Source organism: Arthrobacter pascens, assembly GCF_017052465.1.
GTDB lineage: Bacteria > Actinomycetota > Actinomycetes > Actinomycetales > Micrococcaceae > Arthrobacter > Arthrobacter pascens.
The window spans coordinates 58,855-77,891 of the sequence record NZ_JAFHKT010000138.1; the positions used below are offsets into that span (position 1 = coordinate 58,855).

At 66.0% G+C, this 19,037-nt stretch carries 18 protein-coding genes; 10 read left to right on the forward strand and 8 right to left on the reverse strand.

Going from position 1 to position 19,037, the window contains the following annotated elements; all coding sequences use genetic code 11:
- Positions 1-103 precede the first annotated feature (103 nt).
- The gene (locus JYA52_RS11540) at positions 104-730 is read right to left on the reverse strand and encodes a dihydrofolate reductase family protein (protein WP_205653325.1); all 627 of its coding nucleotides are present in this window, start codon (positions 728-730) and stop codon (positions 104-106) included.
- Positions 731-1,006: 276 nt separating this feature from the next.
- Here JYA52_RS11540 and JYA52_RS11545 point away from each other — a divergent pair, with 276 nt between their 5' ends.
- From JYA52_RS11545 to JYA52_RS11555, 3 genes are read left to right on the forward strand one after another with little or no spacing between them, the layout of a single operon-like run.
- Positions 1,007-2,425, forward strand: a complete 1,419-nt coding sequence (locus JYA52_RS11545; RefSeq protein ID WP_205653326.1) for a class-II fumarase/aspartase family protein — start codon at positions 1,007-1,009, stop codon at positions 2,423-2,425.
- Positions 2,422-3,954 carry an SLC13 family permease gene (locus JYA52_RS11550; RefSeq protein ID WP_205653327.1) on the forward strand — a complete coding sequence of 511 codons (1,533 nt, stop codon included), beginning with the start codon at positions 2,422-2,424 and terminating at the stop codon, positions 3,952-3,954. The genes JYA52_RS11545 and JYA52_RS11550 overlap by 4 nt, the downstream gene beginning before the upstream one ends.
- 37 nt (positions 3,955-3,991) lie before the next feature.
- Positions 3,992-4,987 (forward strand): LacI family DNA-binding transcriptional regulator, encoded by a 996-nt coding sequence (locus JYA52_RS11555; RefSeq protein ID WP_205653328.1) that lies wholly within the window; start codon positions 3,992-3,994, stop codon positions 4,985-4,987.
- A 3-nt stretch (positions 4,988-4,990) separates the two neighbouring features.
- On the opposite strand, the gene JYA52_RS11560 is transcribed toward JYA52_RS11555, so the two are convergent.
- The 4 genes from JYA52_RS11560 to JYA52_RS11575 all read right to left on the reverse strand — a co-directional run bounded on the left by JYA52_RS11560 (position 4,991) and on the right by JYA52_RS11575 (position 9,790).
- Positions 4,991-5,659, reverse strand: coding sequence for a GntR family transcriptional regulator (locus JYA52_RS11560; protein ID WP_205653329.1), 669 nt, complete (start codon positions 5,657-5,659; stop codon positions 4,991-4,993).
- Positions 5,660-5,702: 43 nt separating this feature from the next.
- Positions 5,703-6,689, reverse strand: coding sequence for an ornithine cyclodeaminase family protein (locus JYA52_RS11565; RefSeq protein WP_205653330.1), 987 nt, complete (start codon positions 6,687-6,689; stop codon positions 5,703-5,705).
- Positions 6,690-6,773: 84 nt separating this feature from the next.
- Positions 6,774-8,111 (reverse strand): amidohydrolase family protein, encoded by a 1,338-nt coding sequence (locus JYA52_RS11570; protein WP_205653331.1) that lies wholly within the window; start codon positions 8,109-8,111, stop codon positions 6,774-6,776.
- Positions 8,112-8,302: 191 nt separating this feature from the next.
- Complete coding sequence (locus JYA52_RS11575) at positions 8,303-9,790, reverse strand: amidohydrolase family protein (protein ID WP_205653332.1); 1,488 nt, start codon at positions 9,788-9,790, stop codon at positions 8,303-8,305.
- A 164-nt stretch (positions 9,791-9,954) separates the two neighbouring features.
- Between JYA52_RS11575 and JYA52_RS11580 the strand changes: the two genes are divergently transcribed.
- The 6 genes from JYA52_RS11580 to JYA52_RS11605 all read left to right on the forward strand — a co-directional run bounded on the left by JYA52_RS11580 (position 9,955) and on the right by JYA52_RS11605 (position 16,617).
- A complete protein-coding gene (locus JYA52_RS11580) occupies positions 9,955-11,415 on the forward strand; it encodes a DUF3100 domain-containing protein (protein ID WP_240460231.1) in 1,461 nt (486 codons plus the stop codon).
- A gap of 87 nt (positions 11,416-11,502) precedes the next feature.
- Positions 11,503-12,735, forward strand: a complete 1,233-nt coding sequence (locus JYA52_RS11585) for an amidohydrolase family protein (RefSeq protein ID WP_205653333.1) — start codon at positions 11,503-11,505, stop codon at positions 12,733-12,735.
- A 318-nt stretch (positions 12,736-13,053) separates the two neighbouring features.
- Entirely contained in the window at positions 13,054-13,308 is a 255-nt protein-coding gene (locus JYA52_RS11590; RefSeq protein WP_205653334.1) for a hypothetical protein, read from the forward strand.
- A gap of 549 nt (positions 13,309-13,857) precedes the next feature.
- On the forward strand, positions 13,858-14,145 hold the full coding sequence (locus tag JYA52_RS11595) for a helicase associated domain-containing protein (RefSeq protein ID WP_205653335.1): 288 nt from the start codon (positions 13,858-13,860) through the stop codon (positions 14,143-14,145).
- A gap of 462 nt (positions 14,146-14,607) precedes the next feature.
- The gene (locus tag JYA52_RS11600) at positions 14,608-16,143 is read left to right on the forward strand and encodes an alkaline phosphatase D family protein (protein ID WP_205653336.1); all 1,536 of its coding nucleotides are present in this window, start codon (positions 14,608-14,610) and stop codon (positions 16,141-16,143) included.
- An 87-nt stretch (positions 16,144-16,230) separates the two neighbouring features.
- A complete protein-coding gene (locus JYA52_RS11605; protein ID WP_307869361.1) occupies positions 16,231-16,617 on the forward strand; it encodes a hypothetical protein in 387 nt (128 codons plus the stop codon).
- A gap of 17 nt (positions 16,618-16,634) precedes the next feature.
- Here the strand turns inward: JYA52_RS11605 and JYA52_RS11610 are convergent, their stop codons facing one another.
- Genes JYA52_RS11610 through JYA52_RS11620 form a run of 3 tightly spaced genes read right to left on the reverse strand, consistent with a single transcriptional unit; the run spans position 16,635 to position 17,966 of the window.
- Positions 16,635-17,087: an anthrone oxygenase family protein gene (locus JYA52_RS11610; RefSeq protein ID WP_205653337.1), complete on the reverse strand. Its 453-nt coding sequence runs from the start codon at positions 17,085-17,087 to the stop codon at positions 16,635-16,637.
- Positions 17,084-17,314, reverse strand: coding sequence for a hypothetical protein (locus JYA52_RS11615; RefSeq protein WP_205653338.1), 231 nt, complete (start codon positions 17,312-17,314; stop codon positions 17,084-17,086). The genes JYA52_RS11610 and JYA52_RS11615 overlap by 4 nt, the downstream gene beginning before the upstream one ends.
- A gap of 34 nt (positions 17,315-17,348) precedes the next feature.
- Positions 17,349-17,966 carry an SDR family oxidoreductase gene (locus tag JYA52_RS11620; RefSeq protein WP_205653339.1) on the reverse strand — a complete coding sequence of 206 codons (618 nt, stop codon included), beginning with the start codon at positions 17,964-17,966 and terminating at the stop codon, positions 17,349-17,351.
- Between the two features lie 81 nt (positions 17,967-18,047).
- Here JYA52_RS11620 and JYA52_RS11625 point away from each other — a divergent pair, with 81 nt between their 5' ends.
- Entirely contained in the window at positions 18,048-19,019 is a 972-nt protein-coding gene (locus JYA52_RS11625; RefSeq protein WP_205653340.1) for an AraC family transcriptional regulator, read from the forward strand.
- Positions 19,020-19,037: the final 18 nt, after the last annotated feature.

Sequence of the window (19,037 nt, forward strand, 5' to 3'; positions counted from 1 at the left end):
GCGAAGCGGCCGCGTCCCCGACCATGGGGCGCGGCCGCTTCGTGCGGTACGGACGGATGTTGGGTGTTCTTCGCGACGAGATCTCGCGGTCGGCGCCGCTAGGTCACGCGTTCGGGTCGGCCGTGGACGTTGCGTACTCCGGGCGCCCAGCAGGCCGATAGGCCTGGATGGTTATGCCCCGTGACGTGGTCCTCGAGCTGACCAGGTCGAGCGCGATGTCCGGACCGGAATCGGGGAACAGCCGTGTGCCCTGGCCGACGACGACGGGATAGATAAGCAGGTCAAGCTGGTCGACCAGCTGGGTGGCGAGCAGCCAACGGACGAGGGCACCGCTGCCCGGCACCAGCAGTTCGCCGTCTTGCCGCGCTTTCAGATCGCGGACGGCCGCGGAGATGTCGCCGGACAGGACAGTCGTGCCCGCCCACTGCGGGTCGGTGAGGCTGGTCGACACCACGCACTTGGGCCGGCTGTTCAGCGCGTCGGCGATCGGGTTCGTGCTCGGATCGGCCATCGCTCCCCAGTAGCCGGCGAAAATCTCGTACGTCCGCCGGCCAAACAGAAAGGCGGACGCGCCGCCGTAGATCTCGTTGAGATAGTCACCGGCTTCGGTATCGAGAAGCGGTATGGCCCATCCGCCGCGGTCGAAGCCGCCGCTGCGATCCTCGTCAGGTCCGCCCAACCCTTGCATCACGCCGTCCACCGAGACGTTGGTCGTCGTCGTCAACCTCATGTCGTGGTCACCTCGCCAAAACGACGGCTGCGGACCCCTTCTGGATCTGCGTGCCTTGCGTCAGGCAAGCACACTTGCTCATGTTTATCAACGGGGAAATATCGCGTCGCGCGGGCATTCGGCCCGCTCTCCCAGCTGAGGCCCTTGAGGTGTGACCTTGACAACAGGAGGGACTCACGCTCTAATGGATTCGAATCCACTTCCAGCCTTTCTGCTGATGGGCTAGAAAAGTGGATTCGAATCCACTGCAACGACGCAACTAAAGGCAGGCCAACGATGACCTCTACACCTTTCTCCCTCCTCATGCATCTCGTCGGCGATGACCGACAGGCTGATCTTTTTTCCCCGGCGGAGGCCGTTGAGTCCTGGCTGGCTGCTGAGCGTGCTCTGGCGCTTGCGCAGGCAGAGCTCGGCATCATCTCGCAGGAGGACGCCCAGGCGATCGCCAAGGCCGCCGTGCCCGCGAACATCGACCCCGAGCGCCTGTGGACCTCCGCGCGGAACGTGGGGTACCCGATCCTCGGCGTCGTCCGTGAGATCGCGGCCGCGCTCCCGGAGGGCCCGAACGGCCGGCTGCACTACGGGGCAACGACACAGGACATCATGGACACCGGCCTGGCCCTGCAGCTGCAGCGCTCCCTCAAGCTCCTGGACGAGGACCTCGAACGTCTTGGCGACCGACTGGCAGAACAGGTCCTGGTCCACAGCGCAACTCTGATGGCCGGCCGGACCCACGCCCAGCAGGCGGTGCCGACGACGTTCGGCGCCACGCTGGCGACCATGCTGAACCAGTTCACACGCCAGCGGCAGCGCATCACCCAGGCGCTTCCCCGCGTCGCCGTTATCTCTATGTTCGGCGCCGGCGGAACCTCCGCCGCCTACGGGCCCCAGTCCTCGGCCCTGCGCACCCGCGTCGCTGAGATTCTTGGCCTCGAGGACACAGAGGTGCCCTGGCACGTGGAGCGCGACAGCCTGGCAGAGTTCGGCTGGCTGTGCGTGACGATCACCGCTTCGTGCGCAAAATTCGCCCGCAACATCGTGGACCTCTCCCGCACCGAGATCGCCGAAGTCTTCGAACCCTATTCCCCGCACCGGGGTGCCTCGTCCACCATGCCCCAGAAGGTCAACCCGATCTCGTCCGAACTGATCATCGGCTTGTCCGGAACTGCCGGCGCACTGGCATCCTCGCTGGCCAGGATCCAGGAAGCCGGACACGAACGCAGCGCCGGCGAATGGCAGATCGAATGGCAGGTCATCCCCCAGCTGGCCTCCCTCGCCGGCAGCGCACTGCGCGAAACCCTGGTCATCGTTGACGGCATGCGCGTGGACGCGGACCGGATGCGCCACAACATGGAACTCGACGGCGGCCTGGTCCTCGCCGAAGCCCAGATGATCCAGCTGGCCGAACAGGTCGGACGGGAACATGCCCACGACCTGCTCTACGCCGCGTCAACGCGCGCCCGCGAATCCGGCACCGTACTCGCCGACGCCCTCCGGTCAGTGGCCGCAGAGCAGGGCATGTCGGACCTGCTCCCCGATTCCCTCGTCCAGGCCCGCGACTACCTGGGCGAAGCCGAGTCCATCTGCAAGACTGCAGTCAGCATCTGGCATTCCGGCACACCGCTGTCTGCCGCCTGTCCTCCCATCGCTGAACTGGCAGTAGCCGCCAACGGAGCCGAAGGAGACCCCGCGTGAGCGCAACAGAGGTAACCACCCACAACGACGTCGGATCAGCCAGCCGGTTCGACTACATCCGTGCCCGCGCCGGCCTCTGGGCCGCGCTGCCGCTCATGGCCCTGGCACTCTTCCTGCCGCAGGGACTGCCTTGGGAACAGCGTGCCATGCTCGGCGTGCTCAGCTTCATCGTCCTCTTCTGGGTCACCGAAACCATCCCCATCCCCGCAACAGCCCTGATCGGCATCGCCCTGCTGGTCTTGCTCGGCGTGGGCACCCCCTCAGAGGTCTACTCCGCGTTCGGCTCCCCTACCGTTTTCCTGGTCATCGGCGCATTTATCCTCGCCCGTGCCATGACCGTGCACGGGCTGGACCGCAGGTTCGCCTTGCGCGTGCTGTCCCTTCCCAAAGTCGGCGACAGCACCCATCTGACCGCACTGGCGTTCATGATCGTAGCCACACTGCTCGCCATGCTGGTCTCGGCCTCCGCGACCGCCGCCATGCTGCTCCCGATCGGCATCGGCGTCGTCCGCACGGTCGGCGACCTCATCCACGACCCGGCCAGCGGCAGTAAAAGCTACCAGACACGCTTCTCCTGCATGCTGATGCTCGCCATCGCCTACGGCGCCGGTGTCGGCTCCGTCCTCACTCCAGTCACGGGCATCGCCAACGTCATCGGCCGCGGCACCGTGGAGCAGATGACCGGATACCAGATCCCCCTCTTCGACTGGGTGTCCATCTCCGGCCCCTACGTCCTTGGCCTCGGGACCCTGATGTTCATCGCTCTGGTGTTCATGAACAAGCCGGAAACCCACTTCATCCCCAACGGGACGGCATCCTTCCGCCGCCAGTACAACGAACTCGGCCCCATGACGCGCGGTGAAAAAATCGTCGCGCTCGTCTTTGCCCTGACCGTCCTTCTGTGGACCTTTCCGGCAGTCGTCACGACCCTCAACCTCACGGACCCGGTCATCTCCACGGTTGCCTCCCACATGAACGAGGGATCCGTCGTCGTCCTGCTCGCCGGCTTGCTGTTCCTCATTCCCACCCAGAACAAAACACCCACGCTGGAATGGAGCGAAGCCGCCAAAATCGACTGGGGAACCGTCATCCTGGTAGGCGTAGGGCTCACCGTCGGCGCGATGATGAAAGCCACCGGCCTGGCCGAAACCATCGGCACGGCCGTCGCGGACGTCACCGGCGTCAACAGCGTCCTGCTGCTGTGCCTGGTGGCCGTGGTGCTCGGCATGGTCATCTCCGAAACGACCAGCAACACTGCGAGCGTGGGAATCGTTGTGCCCATCATCATTCCCATCGCCGTTGCCATCGGCGTCGATCCGCTGATTCCCGCGATGGCGGCTATCTTCGGCGGCAACGCCGGCGCCATGCTCCCGGTCTCCACCCCGCCGAACGCCATCGTCTACGGCTCCGGCTACGTGCCGATGCTGCGAATGATCAAGACCGGAGTTATTGCGGACCTGGTCACCATTCCGCTGATTCTCATCACCGTCATCGGCATCGGCACCGCAATCGGACTGTCCCTGCCATAACCGCTGCGCGCCCGGCCCCGCTAATAGGATGGACTCCATGGTGAAACTTACGGACGTCGCACGGGCAGCCGGGGTCGGGTACGGCACAGCATCGCGGGCACTTAGCGGCAAAGGACCCGTGGGAGGGGACGCCCGCATGCGAGTCCTCGAAGCCGCCCGGGAACTCGGCTACACAGGCGACGCCACCGCCCGCGCCCTCCGGGAACGCCGGACCAGGAGCGTAGGCCTCATCGTTCCCGACATGACCAACGAGTTCTACACCGCCAGCGCCGAAGTCCTGCAGGACGTACTGAGAACCGCAGGCCACCACCTCTTCGTCGCCACCACCGGCAACCACCCCGGACGGGACCAGGAAGCACTCAAGGAAATGGCCGCCCGACGCGTCGACGGCATCGTCCACGTACCGTCCGGGCCACCTGCCACACATCCCTCCCCCGTCCCGATAGTCGAGCTCAACCGCTACAGCGGACGGAACGTCCCCGCCGTGGTCAGCGACGACTTCAAGGGCGTCAAAGAACTGACCGACCTCGCCATCAACTCCGGCTACACCGACATCACCGCCATCGTCGGCCCCGACACCTACAGCACCAGCCGCGACCGGCTCGCAGGCTTCAAAGCCGCCGCACAGCAGGCCGGTTTCGAAGAAAACGCCACAACAGGCAAACGCCTCCGCGTCATGTTCACCGACTTCACAGCCGAGGGCGGCGCCCGTGCCATGCATTCCTTGCTGCCAGACCTGCCACAGGCCGTCCTGCCACTGAGCAGCCGGCTGGTCATGGGCGTCCTCAGGACAGCACGGGAATCCGGCATCAGAATTCCCGATGACCTCGCCCTCGCCGGATACGGGGATCCCGACTGGTTCGAGATCTGGGGGCCCGGCATCACCACCTTCGCTCCCCCACTTGCCGAAATGGGCGCACGGGCCGCTGAAACACTGCTGCAGCTGATCGATGGCAACCAACCGGCAGCGACGATCAACCGGATCCCGGGAGAACTGCGCCTCCGCGGAACCCTGAGCAAGGCCATCCAGTAACTGTCAGCTTTCGGGCAGACGCTCAGCCAGTCCCTGGAGCGACGGTTCACGGCCCAACTCAACGTGCGCAAAGGCCAGCGCCGCTGCCAGGTCCGCCTTGCCGTCATAGATGGCCTTGCACAGGCTGAGGTGCTCAGCGCACTGAACGTTGGGGTCGCGATGCCCTGTCAGCGTGAACAGCCACTGCATCCTGCCCAGGAGAGGTTTCATGGAGTATTCCAGCAGTGAGTTCCCCGCCATCGCCACAATCTCGGCGTGCAGGGCGGTGTTGATGAGTGGTATTTGCGCATGGTCGTGGCGCCGGGTTGCTTCCTCTGCCTGGTCCATCATCTGCTGCAGCCGCAGCGGAGACTGGCCCCTTGCCGCCGCCTGGGCAGCCAGGCGCGCGGCGAGGACTTCCAGACTGAGCCGCACATCAAAGAGTTCGTTGACGTCGTTCAGCGTGATCTGTTTGACGGTGGCACCACGCCGCGGGGAGGCGTCAATGAAGCCTTCGGCTTCAAGCTGCTGGAGTGCTTCCCGGACGGGAATCCGGGAAACAGCCAGGGTTTCGGACAGGTCACGTTCTCGGAGCCGGGACCCTGGCGCGAAATCGCCTGAGATGATCAGCTCCCGGATCCGTGCGCGGGCAATGTCAGCCGAGGACCCGGGAGATTCCGTTTGGACTGTCATTCGTGCCTCCATTGTTACCTGTGAGTCTTAGATCCGCGTCTTCTCAATTATTCAGGGCCACGCGGGTGCCAACACCCCGTTTGAGCGCGGCGCGGTACAGGAGCCGCCCGATGGCAAGATCCTGCAGACCGATACCAACCGAATTGAACAAGGTTACGTCGTCATCGCCCTGGCGTCCCGCCCTGGTCCCGGTCACCACGTCACCCAGCTCGGCTGCCACATCCTCGAACGTCATTGCACCTTCGGCCACTGGAATGATCAGCGCACCCGATTTGGCTCTGGCCGTCGGGAGGCTGTCCACGAAAACCCTCGCCCTCACCATGCCCGCCGAATCGATCTCCCGGTGGTCAGCCCGGGGGCGGGATCCGACCGCGTTCACGTGCAGTCCTGGCTGGAACCACTCGCCCCTCACCAGGGGCTCAACGGCCGGCGTGAGGGTGCAGAGCACGTCGGCGCTTTCCACAACTTCACGCACGCTGGACGCCCGGGTGATGTTCAGGCCGTAGTGGGAAATCTCGCTACAGAAGGCAGCGACGGTGTCCGCGGAACGGGACCACACCACGACGTTTTCAATCGGAAGAACAGCCAGCATGGCTTCCACATGTGTCACGGCCAGGGCGCCCGCACCAATGAGTCCCAGGGTGGTGCTGGCTGGCCTCGCAAGGAGCTTCGTCGCTACTGCACTGGCAGCGGCAGTGCGGACCCGCGTGGGGACTTTGCCGTCCAGGATGGCCAGGGTTTCGCCGGTCAGCTGGGAGACCAACATGATGGTGGACCGCTGTGTGGGCAGGCTGGATTCCCGGTTTGCCGGGATGTCCGCCAGGAGCTTCACGGATGCCAGCTCCTCGGCGCCGGACAGCGCTGCCATCGGCAGGAACCTGGCATCCGAGGACGGCAAGAGAAGGGAATCCGGCGCCGGCTGGACAGCCGTCCCCCGGCTGAGGCCGGCAAAAACGCGTTCGACGGCGGCGATGGTCCCTGGCATGTCGGCGAGGGCCTGGAGCTCGGAGGCCTTAAGGATCAGGGTCATGGGTTGCTTTCTGGATGGTGGGCCTCATGGGCCCGGGCAGGAGGACGGCGGCACGTGAAATGCGCCGGTACAAGTAGCGATCGATCAAAGGTCATTCCGGACAAGGACTCCCTGTGCCACCACGGCACTGATCTTCTCCAGGGCCGCAGCGCTGGCCAAAGGATCAGAGTCCACAATGACTGCGTCTGCGAAGGAACCGCGCACCAGCCGTCCTGCATTCCCGCTCCAACCGAGCAAGGCGGCGGCATTTACTGTCGCAGCCCTCAATGCGTCCAGGGGTGAAAGCCCGGCCTCACCCAGCAGGCGCGCCTCCGTGCCTATCGGAGTCACATCGGCGCCGAAGGAGTCCGTTCCTGCGACCACGGTTACTCCGGCTTCATGGGCAGCCTTCACTGCTGCCTTGATGATGGGGGTGTACTCCTTGCCACGGGCGGCAAGGATGGGGTTGGCCGAGCCAGCCATGCTCGTGATGGCATCCAGGGTGGGAGTGAAGTAGGTCCCCCGCCTTGCCATCCGGGAGATGGTCTCCTCGCTGACGAAGACGCCGTGCTCGACGCTCCTCACACCTGCCCGTACCGCGCCGTCTATCCCCTCCGCGCTGTAGGCATGGCACAGGACCCCGGCGTTGCCTGCGGCCTTGACCACCGCGGAGAGCTGCTCGTAGGTGTAGACCAGTTTCCGGGGGTCCTGTTCCGGCAGGCCCGCGCGGGGGTTGGCCCGGGTCTTGATCACCTGGGCGCCGCGCTTCAGGTTGACGCGGGTGAGGTATGCAAGGTCCGCCGGTTCGGTGACTCCCCCGGACAGGGAGGCGAGCGGGGCAAGGTCCGGGTCTGCGAGGAGGGAGTCGCCCAGTTCGGGTGAAATGAACAGCCCCGCCGGGCTCATCCGGGGCGAAGCGCCGGCCGCCCAGGCTGGCAGGGCAGCAAGGGCGACGTCCTGATAGAAGCTGCTTGAACCACTCCTGACGCTGGTCGCTCCGCCCTGCAGGATGGCCCGCGCATCCGAAAGCGCGTTCGCATGGACATGCACGTCGATCAGGCCGGGAAGGACCCACCGTCCGGAGGCATCCACGATGCGGGCGCGGCCGGCAAGGGCGGCTACGGCACGCCGTGTTTCCTCGCGGCTGCCCGCCGCGGTGACCTTGCCATCTTCGAGCACGAGGACTCCGTCTACCACTGCATCGCCCGTCTTGGGGTCAACTATGGTGCCGCCCTCAATGATCATGGGCGGGGGCGAAGCGGGGTGGCCGGTGCGGCCCGGGCTCGAGGGGTTGTCCACGGCCTGCGCCGCCGGGGCACCTCCCAGCTGGGCAGCAAGACTCGCCACTGAGATTCCGGCGAGGGCAGCCGCCCCGGCCAGGATGCCGCGGCGCGGAACTGCGGCGGGAGGCAGGGCAGCAGGGGTGTGGTCGTGCAGGCACATATTATTTCTCCAATTAGAAGGGCCCTCCCGGAAGGAACGCGGGCCCGATGGCAACAGGTCAATGGGGTGTTCTTTTACTGAGGGCCGATGCGCTTCCCCAGCGAGCCGGCAGCCCTCTTTCACATCCACAATAGCGCGTTTGGTATACCAAACCAATAGCGGCCGGACACTCAGTTTTAGAGTTCAGGTCCTCACGGGACCGTGACCGGAGTGGAGACTTCCGCACGCGGGTAGGCCGGAGGAAACAGCTCGCCGGGCGTCCTGCGCTGGGCATCCCGCACCGAGTAGGCCGCCCGCATCTGGTCGAAGAGGCGCTGTCCCTCGGCCCGCAGCGCCTGCAGGTCGATGCCGGGCAGGGTGCCGCCGACCACCACGGGCTGCCCGGCCACGAAGGTATCCGTCACCTGGCGCGCCGTGCCATTGAGCACCAGCGTGCGCAGTGGGTCTTCGACGACGCCATCGCCGAAGTGGCCCAGGGAGAGGACCGTGATGTCGGCCTGCATCCCGGGGGCAAGCCTCCCCAGGTCGGCCCGTCCGAGGGCACGCGCGCCGCCGATGGTGGCGGCGTCGAAGTAGTCGGCCAGGGCCCCGGCGTCCGGCCTCTCCTCGACCAGCCGGGTCAGGTGCATGCCGACGTCCATGCCGCGCACCAGGTCCGGCGGAAATGAGTCCGTACCCAGGCACAGGTTGACTCCTGCCTCGCGGAAGCGGTCGAACGAAACAAGCTGCTTCTGGTAGCGGAAGGACGTCAGCGGGCAGTGGATAATGCTGACGCCGTGCCGGGCCAGCAAGTCCAGCGGGCCTCCGTGGGAGGACGCGGCGAGGTCCTTGCCGTTGATCACGACACCATGCGGGATCAGCAAGCGAGTGCCGAACAGGCCGGTCGATTCGAGCAGTTCCAGGACGCCGCGTCCGGCGGAACGCTGCAGAAGCTCGTTCTCGAGCGGGGACTGGAGGCAGTGGAGCCGGACGAGCGCGTCCCGCTCCCGGGCTATCCGCGCCGTCTGCCGCATGAGTTCTTCGGACAGGGTCTCGATGCGGCACGGCAGCAGAACGCCGGTAACTAGCGGGTCTGCGAGGCTGGCGGCGTGGTCCATGAAGCGCTCTGCGTCGCGAAGACCCGCAAGCCCCCAGGCCTCGTCGAAGTGGACTTCGCGGCCGCCTGCGGCAGTGGTGACATGGACCCCCGACCGGTAGGCGGGGCCGAGGTAGCCGCGCAGTCCGATCCGCCGGCTCGTCTCTGCCATGTCCACCAGCTCGTCGAGGCCTTCAGCCCAGGAACTGTGGATCTCGGAGGCAATGGGCATGAAGGTCGTAATGCCGTGCAGTGCAAGCTGCGCCAGGGCGAATTCGCGGACCGTGGCGCGCTCGGACGGCGTGAACACGTCCCGGCGACGGTTGGCGAAGTAGTCCTCCGACCAGAGGTGGCCAGCGGCAACATCGGGGGCAGGCCACGAGTCAAGGATGAGGTGATCGATGTCGGCGAGGGCATCCAGATCTATCAGGCCGGGTATGACCAGGCTCTGGCCGTAGTCGCGCTCCTCCTCGACCCGGCCTTCGTAGTGGCGCCCCACGAAGACGATGGAATCTCCATCGAAGACCACTTCGCCGTCCTCGATGAGGGTGTGCCGCGTCCCGTCGAACCCCAGAACGTACCGGGCAGAGATCTTCTTGTACATGCGTGCCTCCTTGCACATGGGGCCGGGTGAACCCGCACCGAAAAAAATGTGACTTGCCTCTCAATGGACACGAGTATACAGTCATTTGGTATACCGAAAGTCAACTTCCGCAATGTGGAAGGCAATGTTTCCCCTCCCCCTCGTTCCCTCGAAAGGCCTGCGTCATGCGCAATGAAGCGAAGACCTCAGTCGGCCCCGCGCCCGCCTTACTGGACACAGCACCCGCGCGTTCCTTCCGTGCCCGTCCCGGCATGTGGCTCACGATGATCGCGCTCTCCACCGCCGTCTGTGCCGTAGCCATCACTATCGGAACGCACAAGTTCCACCTCGGCCCGGCCGCCATCGTCCTGATGCCCATCCTGTGGACCGTTCTCATCGGCGGATTCCTCGGAGTCCAACGATGGAAACCCATCGGAGGGCGAGCGCGTGCGGTCTCCACACACCTGATGGACGTATCCATTGTTTTCTTCCTGGCAGGCCTCGGCACACAAATTGGCCCGTCACTGACGAAGTTCACCGGCCTCGGCCCCGCGATACTCCTGCAGGAGGTGGGGCACGTGGTCGGAACGGTAATCCTGGCCCTGCCGGTCGCGGTTGCCCTGGGGTTGGGCCGCACTGCGGTCGGGGCCACCTGGTCGATCGACCGCGAGTCCTACCTCGCCTTCGCCATCCAGCGCTTCGGCGTCCGCTCCCCCGAGTACCGCGGCGTGTTCGCCGTATGGGTGCTGGGCAGCGTCTTCGGCGCCGTGTTTATCTCGCTCCTGGCCGGACTTCTCGGCGGACTGGACTTCTTTGACCCCCGCGCCCTCGCCTTGGGCCTCGGACTGGGATCCGCGTCCATGATGCTCGGCGGCGTCGGCGCCCTGTCCATCCTGTACCCGGAAATGGCTGGCGAGATCATGGCCCTCGCTGCCCTGTCCAACCTCGTCACGAACATCGTCGGCTTCTACGCCGGTGTCTTTATCGCGTTGCCGATGTGCCAGAAGCTCTACAAGATGTGGTCCCGCATCTTCGGACGGGACGACCTCGGCCGCCGTGTCCGCCGCGGGGCTCTCATTGGGGCGGCGGCTGGAACGGAAGCGGGCGGCTCCGTCTCGGCATGCCCGGGCGGGTCACTGGCCGACGACTCCGGCGAGGCCGCCGAAGTCGACACCGTAGACGTCAACGGCATCGAAGAGGATCCCGTTGTTGTCCGGACCCCCAGGACGTGGCTCCTCGCGTTCGCCGCGACCGGAGTGGCCGGTGTCCTGCTTAACGCCCTTGGCACGGGTACTGCCCGGCCGTTGGATGTGGTGGGCGTGCTCATCCTGCTGGTTCTCACTGCCATCGCACTGGTGCTTGCGAAGCTCGTGCCGGTGGTCCCGTCCAGCATCTGGGTCTTGGCCTTGGCGACCATTGCCTCCGCAACGTTCGTGCCCATCGGCCCATTCATCGCCTCCAGCACACAGCACATCAACGTGCTGTTCGCGGGCCTTCCCATGATCGCCCTGATCGGCATGTCGCTCGGCCGTGATGTGAAGGCGCTGCGCTCATTGAGCTGGAAGATTGTCATCGTCGCCCTGATGACCTTCACGGCGAGCTTCGTCGCCGCGGCAGTCATCGCGCAGGCTGCCTTCCATTTCTAGTCCATGGTGCGGCAGGGAAGGCACCGGTCCGTTGGGGGTCGGTGCCTTCCCCGCCGTCGTTCACAGCCCGTACCGTAAGGAATGATCATGCTCATCACCAATGTCCGCCCTTGGGGCGGGGACGCCGCAGACCTCGAGCTTCGCGAGGGGAAGATCGCGGCCGTTCACCCGGCGGGTGCCGCCGTCGGGGTAGCCCACGGCGCAGGCGAGACAGTCGACGGGCGCGGGCGGATCGCCCTGCCTGCATTCACGGATGTGCACGTGCACCTCGATTCGACCCGGATCGGGCTGCCGTTCCGGGAGCACACCGCCTCACCCGGCGTGTGGAACATGATGCGCAATGACCGGGAAAACTGGCGCGACACCCCCGTCCCGTACACCGAGGTCGTAGCGGGAACTCTGGAGCGGATGATTGCGCGGGGCACCACGCGCGTCCGTTCCTACGCCCAGATCGATGTGGACTGCAAGCTTGAGCGCTTCGAGGCAGTCATGGCCGCGAAGGAGCGCTTCGCCCACGCCGCCGACGTCGAGGTTATGGCTTTCCCCCAGGCAGGCCTCCTGCTGGAGGACGGAACTGTCCCGCTCGTCGAGGAGGCCCTCCGCGCGGGCGCGACAACCGTCGGCGGCATTGATCCCTGCCAGCTGGACCGTGACCCGGTCCGCCACCTGGACATCGTCTTCGGCCTGGCTGCAAAGTACGGGGTCGACGTCGACATTCACCTGCACGAGCCTGGCCACATGGGGGTCTTCAGCACTGAACTTGTCTTCGAGCGAACGCGAGCGCTGGGCATGCAGGGGCGCGTGTCACTGTCCCACGCCTACGATCTGGCCAACGTCCACCCCGACGTCACCGCCCGGCTCGTGGAGCAGATGGCCGAGCTTGACGTTGCCTGGGCAACGGTCGCCCCGGCGAGTGGAGGCACACAGTTCGACCTGGCCGGGATGACCGACGCCGGGATCCGTATCGGTTTGGGCGAGGACGGCCAGCGGGACTACTGGAGCCCGTACGGCAATTGCGACATGCTCGACCGCACGTGGCAACTGGCCTTTACGCACCGGCTGCGCAAGGACCCGCTGATCGAACACTGCGCGGCGATCGCCACCGTCGGGGGCGCGTCCATCATGGACCGCACCGTCCAGCGGCTCACCAGCCCCGACGACCGGCCCGGCCTGGCTCCTGGCGACCGGGCCGACATCGTCCTGGTCGACGGCGAGACCATCACGAGCACCATCATGGATCGGGGCACCGACCGCACCGTCATCCACGATGGCAGGCTCGTGGCCGACAAGCTGGCCGTTCTCCCAAACCCTGTCCCATAGGGCCGGCAACCCGAGCAGCAACCGCCTTCCCCGGGAAGCTGCGCATGCCTCAATGAACACCGGGACGAACATCACAGCCGAAATTTTCTGCCTTTGTATTGCGCCCGCCCCACTGATCGTCCACACTGGCTACAGATCCGCAGGAGATTGCTTCCGCCGATCCAGCCCGCCGAGTATCTGCGGCCGGCAGCCACCGCCCCATCAGAGAATGCCGGGCCCCCTCTGCAACCACCGCTTTCCGCCTCCCCGGCTATGCCCGGGCCCGGAAGCCTGTGCCCACCGAGAACCCCGGCACATCCCGACGAGAAAGAGACCACCATGATCAAGCGCCATTCTGACGTCGTCCTGGAAGTCACCGCCCACGACCCGCACTCCGTCGAAAATGACCTGAACGCCGCAGTAGAGATCGCCCGCGAACACGCCATGAAGGAACGCCGCCACGGCATCCTCGTCACTCAGCACGGATATACCCGCTACACCGTCGCTGTAAGCCGCGATGTCCCCTACGGGCTGACTCATGAACGGCGCGACGAGCCGCCGAACTCACTTACGGAGACCGGTGGGGGCCGCTGAGCGAGTGACCCCGACCGCCTGATACGCAGAAGTCATGGGATAGAAACCCCTGGGCCACCGTGGCGGCCCACACTGGACTCAAACACGCATGCAGGGAGGAGCCCATGATGACCGCACATGCAGTAGTGCGTTCCTGTTCTGAGCTGTCCGTCGGAGATCATGTAGAAGCACAGCGGGACGGGCGGGTTTTGCACCGCGGCCGCGTGCTCGCTGTTGTTCCGGCGCTGGAGCTTTTCTGGATTTCGGATGCCCGGACTGGAACCCGCCAGCTCCTTGACCTGGAGATGCTGTCGGTCCTGCGCTGTCCTGTCCGTGCAGTCCCTGAGGCGGAGGCGAATCCTGTGTCGGTGCTCTTGTGCCGGAACGGTCTGTCCGGCAAGAAGATCGCCGAACATGCACCACGTGATCCTGATGGTCCAGGAAACGGGCCGCTACCCGTCCCGGCACTCTGACGATGCGTCCGAGCGAAAGCTGGCGGCGTAGCTGCGCCGCCGCCGGCGTGACGCCCGTGCCGGAATCCTTGCCCCGGAGCTCCGTGACGGGCTCGCTGTGCTGCCGGACTGGCAGCGCAAACCCCGCGACGTGGCCGGTGACGCCATCTGGAGGGACCAATTGGCTGCGCTGGTGGCATATCGCCTGGGCGGTAACGACTGGCCGCGCCGCAAGGCCGCCGACACAGAACAGGAACATGAACTCGGTTTCTGGCTTCACACCCAGCGGTTCAAACTGCGCCGCGGCAAACTCAGCTCGGAGAAAGCCGAAGAGCTGGATGCAGCGTTGCCTGGATGGCTGGCAGGACGGAAGCGGGGCAAGAAGGCCCAGCTATCCCTGAACTGAACAGATCCACCCGGGTCCAGTGCGACCGGGACGAGACCCCTGAGTAACCGCTGCTGAGCCAGCGAAGCCGGCTGATACTGGGACCGGAGAGCCGGTCACTCCTCGGCCTGACCGCACATTTTGGAGGTTCCAGCGGAGCCAGCGCCTCGAGCAATTCTTCACCAAGTGTTCAGCATGCGTTGGAGCTGATTGTCGCCCGTCCTTCTACCCTTCAGGTAGGGGCATCGCGACATCCACGGCCGTGGTGGACCTTCGAGAGCCCCGCACCCACCTCAGCCGGTGTGGGGCTCTCCGCGGGCCGAGTACCAGCGATGACCGGACGTTGACGTCGAAGCGGTACAGCAGCAGCGACGCAGCGGTTCGTCAAGGAAACGTTCTGACGCCGTTCACCGGCGATACACGGGCGGCTAAGGTCCCATTGCCTGAATGGAGGTGACAAGCCCCACACCCCCAGGAGACATCATGCCCCGCCCCTTCGCCACGTCCCGCCGCGGCTTCCTCGCAATTTCCGGCGGGGCGGTCGCGACTGCGGCCGTCTACGGCTTTTCCGCGGCGCCCGCGTGGGCCGCGCCGAGCTTCCCGCAGAACCCCTTCACCCTCGGGGTGGCCTCGGGTGACCCGACATCCGGGGGCGTCGTGCTGTGGACCCGGCTGGCGCCTGAGCCGCAGGCGCCAGACGGGATGGGGGGCATGCCGCCGTACCAGGTCCAGGTGAGCTGGCAGGTAGCCACGGACCCGGACTTCCGGACCGTGGTCAAGGCCGGCCGTGAGACCGCCACGCCAGAACTGGCGCATTCGGTTCACGCCGAAGTGGACGGGTTGCGCCCGTCAGCGGACTACTGGTTCCGCTTCCGCATCGGCAGCGAGGAGAGCCCTGTCGGCCACACCCGGACGGCGCCTGCGGCCGGCTCTGTCCCGGGCAGGATTGCTTTCGGCCTGGCGTCGTGCCAGTCCTGGTCCGGAGGCCGGTATGCGGCGTACCGCACCATGGCGCAGGAGGATCTGGATCTCGTCGTCCACGTGGGTGACTACACCTACGAGGGCAGAAACCACGAGACGCTGGCTGACTTCCGCAACAACCATGCGAAGTACAAGAGCTCGGTGGACCTGCAGGCCGCGCACGCCCGGTTCCCCTTCGTCGTGACCTTCGACGACCACGAGATCGAGAACAACTGGGCCGACGGCGTCTCCCAGCCAGACGGAGAGGCCTCCAACGATCCGCAACGGTTCCTGCAGCTGCGGGCCAACGCCTTCCAGGCCTACTACGAGCACCTTCCGCTGCGTCGGCCGCAGCGGCCGACCGGCCCGGACATGGTTCTGCACCGAAGCCTGGACTACGGCAACCTGGCGAAGATCCACGTGCTGGACACGCGCCAATACCGCTCGGACCAGCTGACCGAAAACTTCCCCGGCGGCCCGCAGCACCCGGACGTGTACGATCCCTCACGCACCCTGATGGGTGATGAGCAGGAGCGGTGGCTCTTCCAGGGCCTGGCTTCGTCCTCCGCCCGCTGGAACGTCATCGCGCAGCAGACGATGATCGCCCAGTATGACTACGACCCCTCGGAGACTCTTTCGGTCAACCACGACCAGTGGGACGGCTACGTGGTCTCGCGCAACCGGCTCACCAACTTCATCGACCAGCAGGCACCGGCCAACCCGGTGGTCCTTTCGGGAGACTGGCACTCCGCGTTCGTCAACGAGGTTCTGCTGGACCACGCCAATCCGGACTCGAAGGTGGTGGCCACAGAGTTCGTCGGAACCTCAATCAGCTCCGGCTGCGGCTGGGCGCAGGCGATCAAGAACGGCCTGCCGGCGAACCCGCACACCAGCTACATCAACCCGGACAAGCGCGGCTGGACCCGATGCACCGTGACCCCGGACGAGTTCCGCAGCGACTACCTCGTCGTGCCGTCTGCCGCCGACACCGCCTCGCCGGCCGTCGTCGACGCCTCATTCCGGGTCGAGAACGGTCGGGCGGGCGCCCAACGCGTATGATCCCGGGCAGGAGGGAGGTGCGCGGCGCCCGTGTCCTCTGCCGCCTACTCCCGCCCGCGAAGGGGCAATGAAAAGGATGGTCTGCCCGTGTCGATCGATGAGCTCTCGGCTGTACTCACCTGCCTAATCCTGGCCGGCCTGGCCGTCTTCCAGGGCGCCCTCATTGCCGGGGCGCCCCTTGGCCGAATGGCCTGGGGCGGTCAACACAACGTCCTTCCTCCGCGGCTCCGGATCGCCAGCGCCGCGTCCATAGCGACGTACGGGCTCTTCGCCTACGTTGCCTTGGCGAAGGCCAACTTCGCGCCCTCCTTGATCAATGAATCATTCACTTCGGTGCTTGTTTGGGTGCTGACGGCCTACTTCATAGTGGGTGTGGTGCTGAACGGGGTGTCCCGCAGCAAATCAGAACGTCTCGTCATGACGCCACTCGCGTTCATCCTCGCAGCCCTCTATCTCACCCTTGCGATGCACTGATGCAGACGCCTCGGTCTTCAGATGGTGGGGGCCAGGAGTCCGGCGGCTCCTGCGATCGAGAGGGCCGCGCGGAGATGGTTGGCCTTGGTCCAGGGCCGCTCGTAGCTAAGCCACCGTCGCTCAAGACCCGTTCCGCCCTGGGACAGGCGGTTGTTGAGGGGGACATTGATCAGCATGGTTGACGCCCAACCCGCCAGGTAGGCCGCCGCTCCGGCGACCCTCAACGGCGACTGCGCTCGCGGGTCGATGGCCGCTTCAACGAGCACCGCCGCGCAGGCAGCGGCGGTGCCGAAGAACAGAACCGTGAATGGCGGGCGCACAGCGTTTTCGTTTATCACCGCCATCGTCTCAACAGCTTCGCCGCCCGGCCTGCGGCGCAGCGCGGGCATCACTACTGCCGAGAAGGCCAGGTAGAAGCCGCCGACCAGAGCCGAGCCGGTGCCGGCGGCCGCCGGCAGCCAGCCACTCATAGCAGGACCCCTGCGGGCGCGTTCCAGACGCCGGTGGCTGCGGCGCGGGCCGCATAGGCGCTGAAGTCGGTGGGCTTGCGGTCCAGGGCCTGCGCCAGGTCGTTGGTCAAGAAGGCGTTGCGTCCGTCAAGGATCTCGGTGAAAAGTCCCGCCAAGGGCACAGCTTCCTCAGCGGGAATCCCGTCCTTCGCAACGTCTGCCGCGAAGTCCTGGGCGCTACAGGTCACGAATTCAACTGGCCGACCCATGGCGGCCGACAGCTCACCGGGCAACTTCACGGAGGGTAAGCAGGCGCGGGCCGGTCAGCTCCAGCACCTGCCCAACGTGGCTCTCGCCCGTAAGGGCGTCTGAAGCAACATCGGCAAAGTCATCCAGATCCAGAAATGGTTCGGCAACGGCGCCATCGCCAGGCAGCAGGAGTCGGCCTCGGCGGACCGGGCCCAGCAAGAAATGTTCGCTGAAGTTCTGTGCGAACCACGAGCAGCGCAGCACCGTCCACTCCAGCCCGCAGGCCCGCACGGCATCCTCGGCGGCCCGGGCCCCGTCCTCGCCGCGGCCTGAAAGAAGGACCAGCCGCTGCACCCCGGCGTCCGCGGCAGCTCCGGCGAATCGGCCCATCAGCTCGGGGACGCCCGGAAAGGCCAAGTCGGGGCTATAGCAAAGGTATGCTGCCCGCATCCCGTCCAGGGCAGCCTTCCAGGTAGCGGCGTCGTGCCATTCAAAGGGTACCGGCGTGTTTCGTGAACCGATCCGCACAGCCACGTGCCGATCGATGAGGCGTCTGGCGACGCGGCCACCGGTACGGCCAGTGCCTCCGGTGACAAGAACAGGGGCAGGTGCAGGTACAGATGCAGGTACAGGTGCGAATGTCGTCGTCATGACTCCAGACTGCCAGTCACTCAATAGACGATGAATGCTTCAAGCTCCATCAGCCATATTCCATCGTCTAGAATTCGAGACATGGATCCCTTATCGGCGTTCCTCGCCGGGCCCCGGGCACGTGCCGCGTTCACTCTCCGCGTCGTGATGGATCCGCCGTTCGCCATCGACGTTCAAGACGGGGCCGCCCTGACGGTAATTGTTGTCGCCCGCGGGCACGCATGGGTCATCAGCCAGGGAGGCACACCACAGCTCCTGAGCCCGGGACAGGCTGCGACAGTACGTGGGCCAGCGCCTTACTTGGTCGCCGATACCCCCGACCGGGTGCCCAGCGTGGTGATCGGCCCAGGCCAGTCCTGCCACACCCCGGCCGGCGACCACCTGGAGACCACGATGGCCGACGGCGTGCGGACCTGGGGCAACAGCACCCACGGGGAAACGATCCTGCTGATCGGCACCTACCAATCAGAAGCTGCGGCCGGCCGGCTGGTCACCTCCGCGCTCCCGGCCCTAGCGGCCTTCACCGAACAGGAAACCGACCCGGACCTGCTCCGTATGCTCGAGCGTGAGCTCACCTCCCCCGGCCTGGGGCAGGAGAGCGCCTTGGACAGGGTCCTGGACTTGCTGCTGCTGCACCTCGTGCGCGTCTGTGTCGAGCGCAGCAAACTCGACATCCCGAGCTGGGCGGCGGGCACCCGCGACCCTGTGGTTGCCAAGGCGCTGACCCTGCTGCACGATGAACCGGCCGCACCGTGGACGGTCGCAGAACTGGCCCGGAGAGCACACGTCTCCCGGGCCACCCTGGCTGCCCGGTTCCACACCGCCGTCGGGCAGCCTCCGATGACCTACCTCACGGCCTGGCGCCTGGCCCTGGCCGCCGACCGACTGGCCAGCAGCGCCGCCACGACCGCCGTCATCGCCGCCGAGGTCGGCTACAGCAACGCCTTCACCTTCAGCGCCGCCTTCACCAGGGCCTACGGCACAAACCCCACCAGCTACCGCCGCCCCCGACAGGCCGAGCCTCTCCGGCGAGGGGATGGGTCCAGGTATTAGTTTGCGCCGTTCCAGCGG

What these genes read in the sequence shown, in the direction of transcription:
- JYA52_RS11585 (WP_205653333.1), top strand. Translation starts at nt 11,503, where the DNA reads ATGCTCATCACCAATGTCCGCCCTTGGGGCGGGGACGCCGCAGACCTC.
- JYA52_RS11555 (WP_205653328.1), top strand. Translation starts at nt 3,992, where the DNA reads ATGGTGAAACTTACGGACGTCGCACGGGCAGCCGGGGTCGGGTACGGC.
- JYA52_RS11575 (WP_205653332.1), bottom strand. Translation starts at nt 9,790, where the DNA reads ATGTACAAGAAGATCTCTGCCCGGTACGTTCTGGGGTTCGACGGGACG.
- JYA52_RS11590 (WP_205653334.1), top strand. Translation starts at nt 13,054, where the DNA reads ATGATCAAGCGCCATTCTGACGTCGTCCTGGAAGTCACCGCCCACGAC.
- JYA52_RS11570 (WP_205653331.1), bottom strand. Translation starts at nt 8,111, where the DNA reads ATGTGCCTGCACGACCACACCCCTGCTGCCCTGCCTCCCGCCGCAGTT.
- JYA52_RS11625 (WP_205653340.1), top strand. Translation starts at nt 18,048, where the DNA reads ATGGATCCCTTATCGGCGTTCCTCGCCGGGCCCCGGGCACGTGCCGCG.
- JYA52_RS11540 (WP_205653325.1), bottom strand. Translation starts at nt 730, where the DNA reads ATGAGGTTGACGACGACGACCAACGTCTCGGTGGACGGCGTGATGCAA.
- JYA52_RS11545 (WP_205653326.1), top strand. Translation starts at nt 1,007, where the DNA reads ATGACCTCTACACCTTTCTCCCTCCTCATGCATCTCGTCGGCGATGAC.
- JYA52_RS11610 (WP_205653337.1), bottom strand. Translation starts at nt 17,087, where the DNA reads ATGAGTGGCTGGCTGCCGGCGGCCGCCGGCACCGGCTCGGCTCTGGTC.
- JYA52_RS11600 (WP_205653336.1), top strand. Translation starts at nt 14,608, where the DNA reads ATGCCCCGCCCCTTCGCCACGTCCCGCCGCGGCTTCCTCGCAATTTCC.
- JYA52_RS11565 (WP_205653330.1), bottom strand. Translation starts at nt 6,689, where the DNA reads ATGACCCTGATCCTTAAGGCCTCCGAGCTCCAGGCCCTCGCCGACATG.
- JYA52_RS11620 (WP_205653339.1), bottom strand. Translation starts at nt 17,966, where the DNA reads ATGACGACGACATTCGCACCTGTACCTGCATCTGTACCTGCACCTGCC.
- JYA52_RS11580 (WP_240460231.1), top strand. Translation starts at nt 9,955, where the DNA reads ATGCGCAATGAAGCGAAGACCTCAGTCGGCCCCGCGCCCGCCTTACTG.
- JYA52_RS11560 (WP_205653329.1), bottom strand. Translation starts at nt 5,659, where the DNA reads ATGACAGTCCAAACGGAATCTCCCGGGTCCTCGGCTGACATTGCCCGC.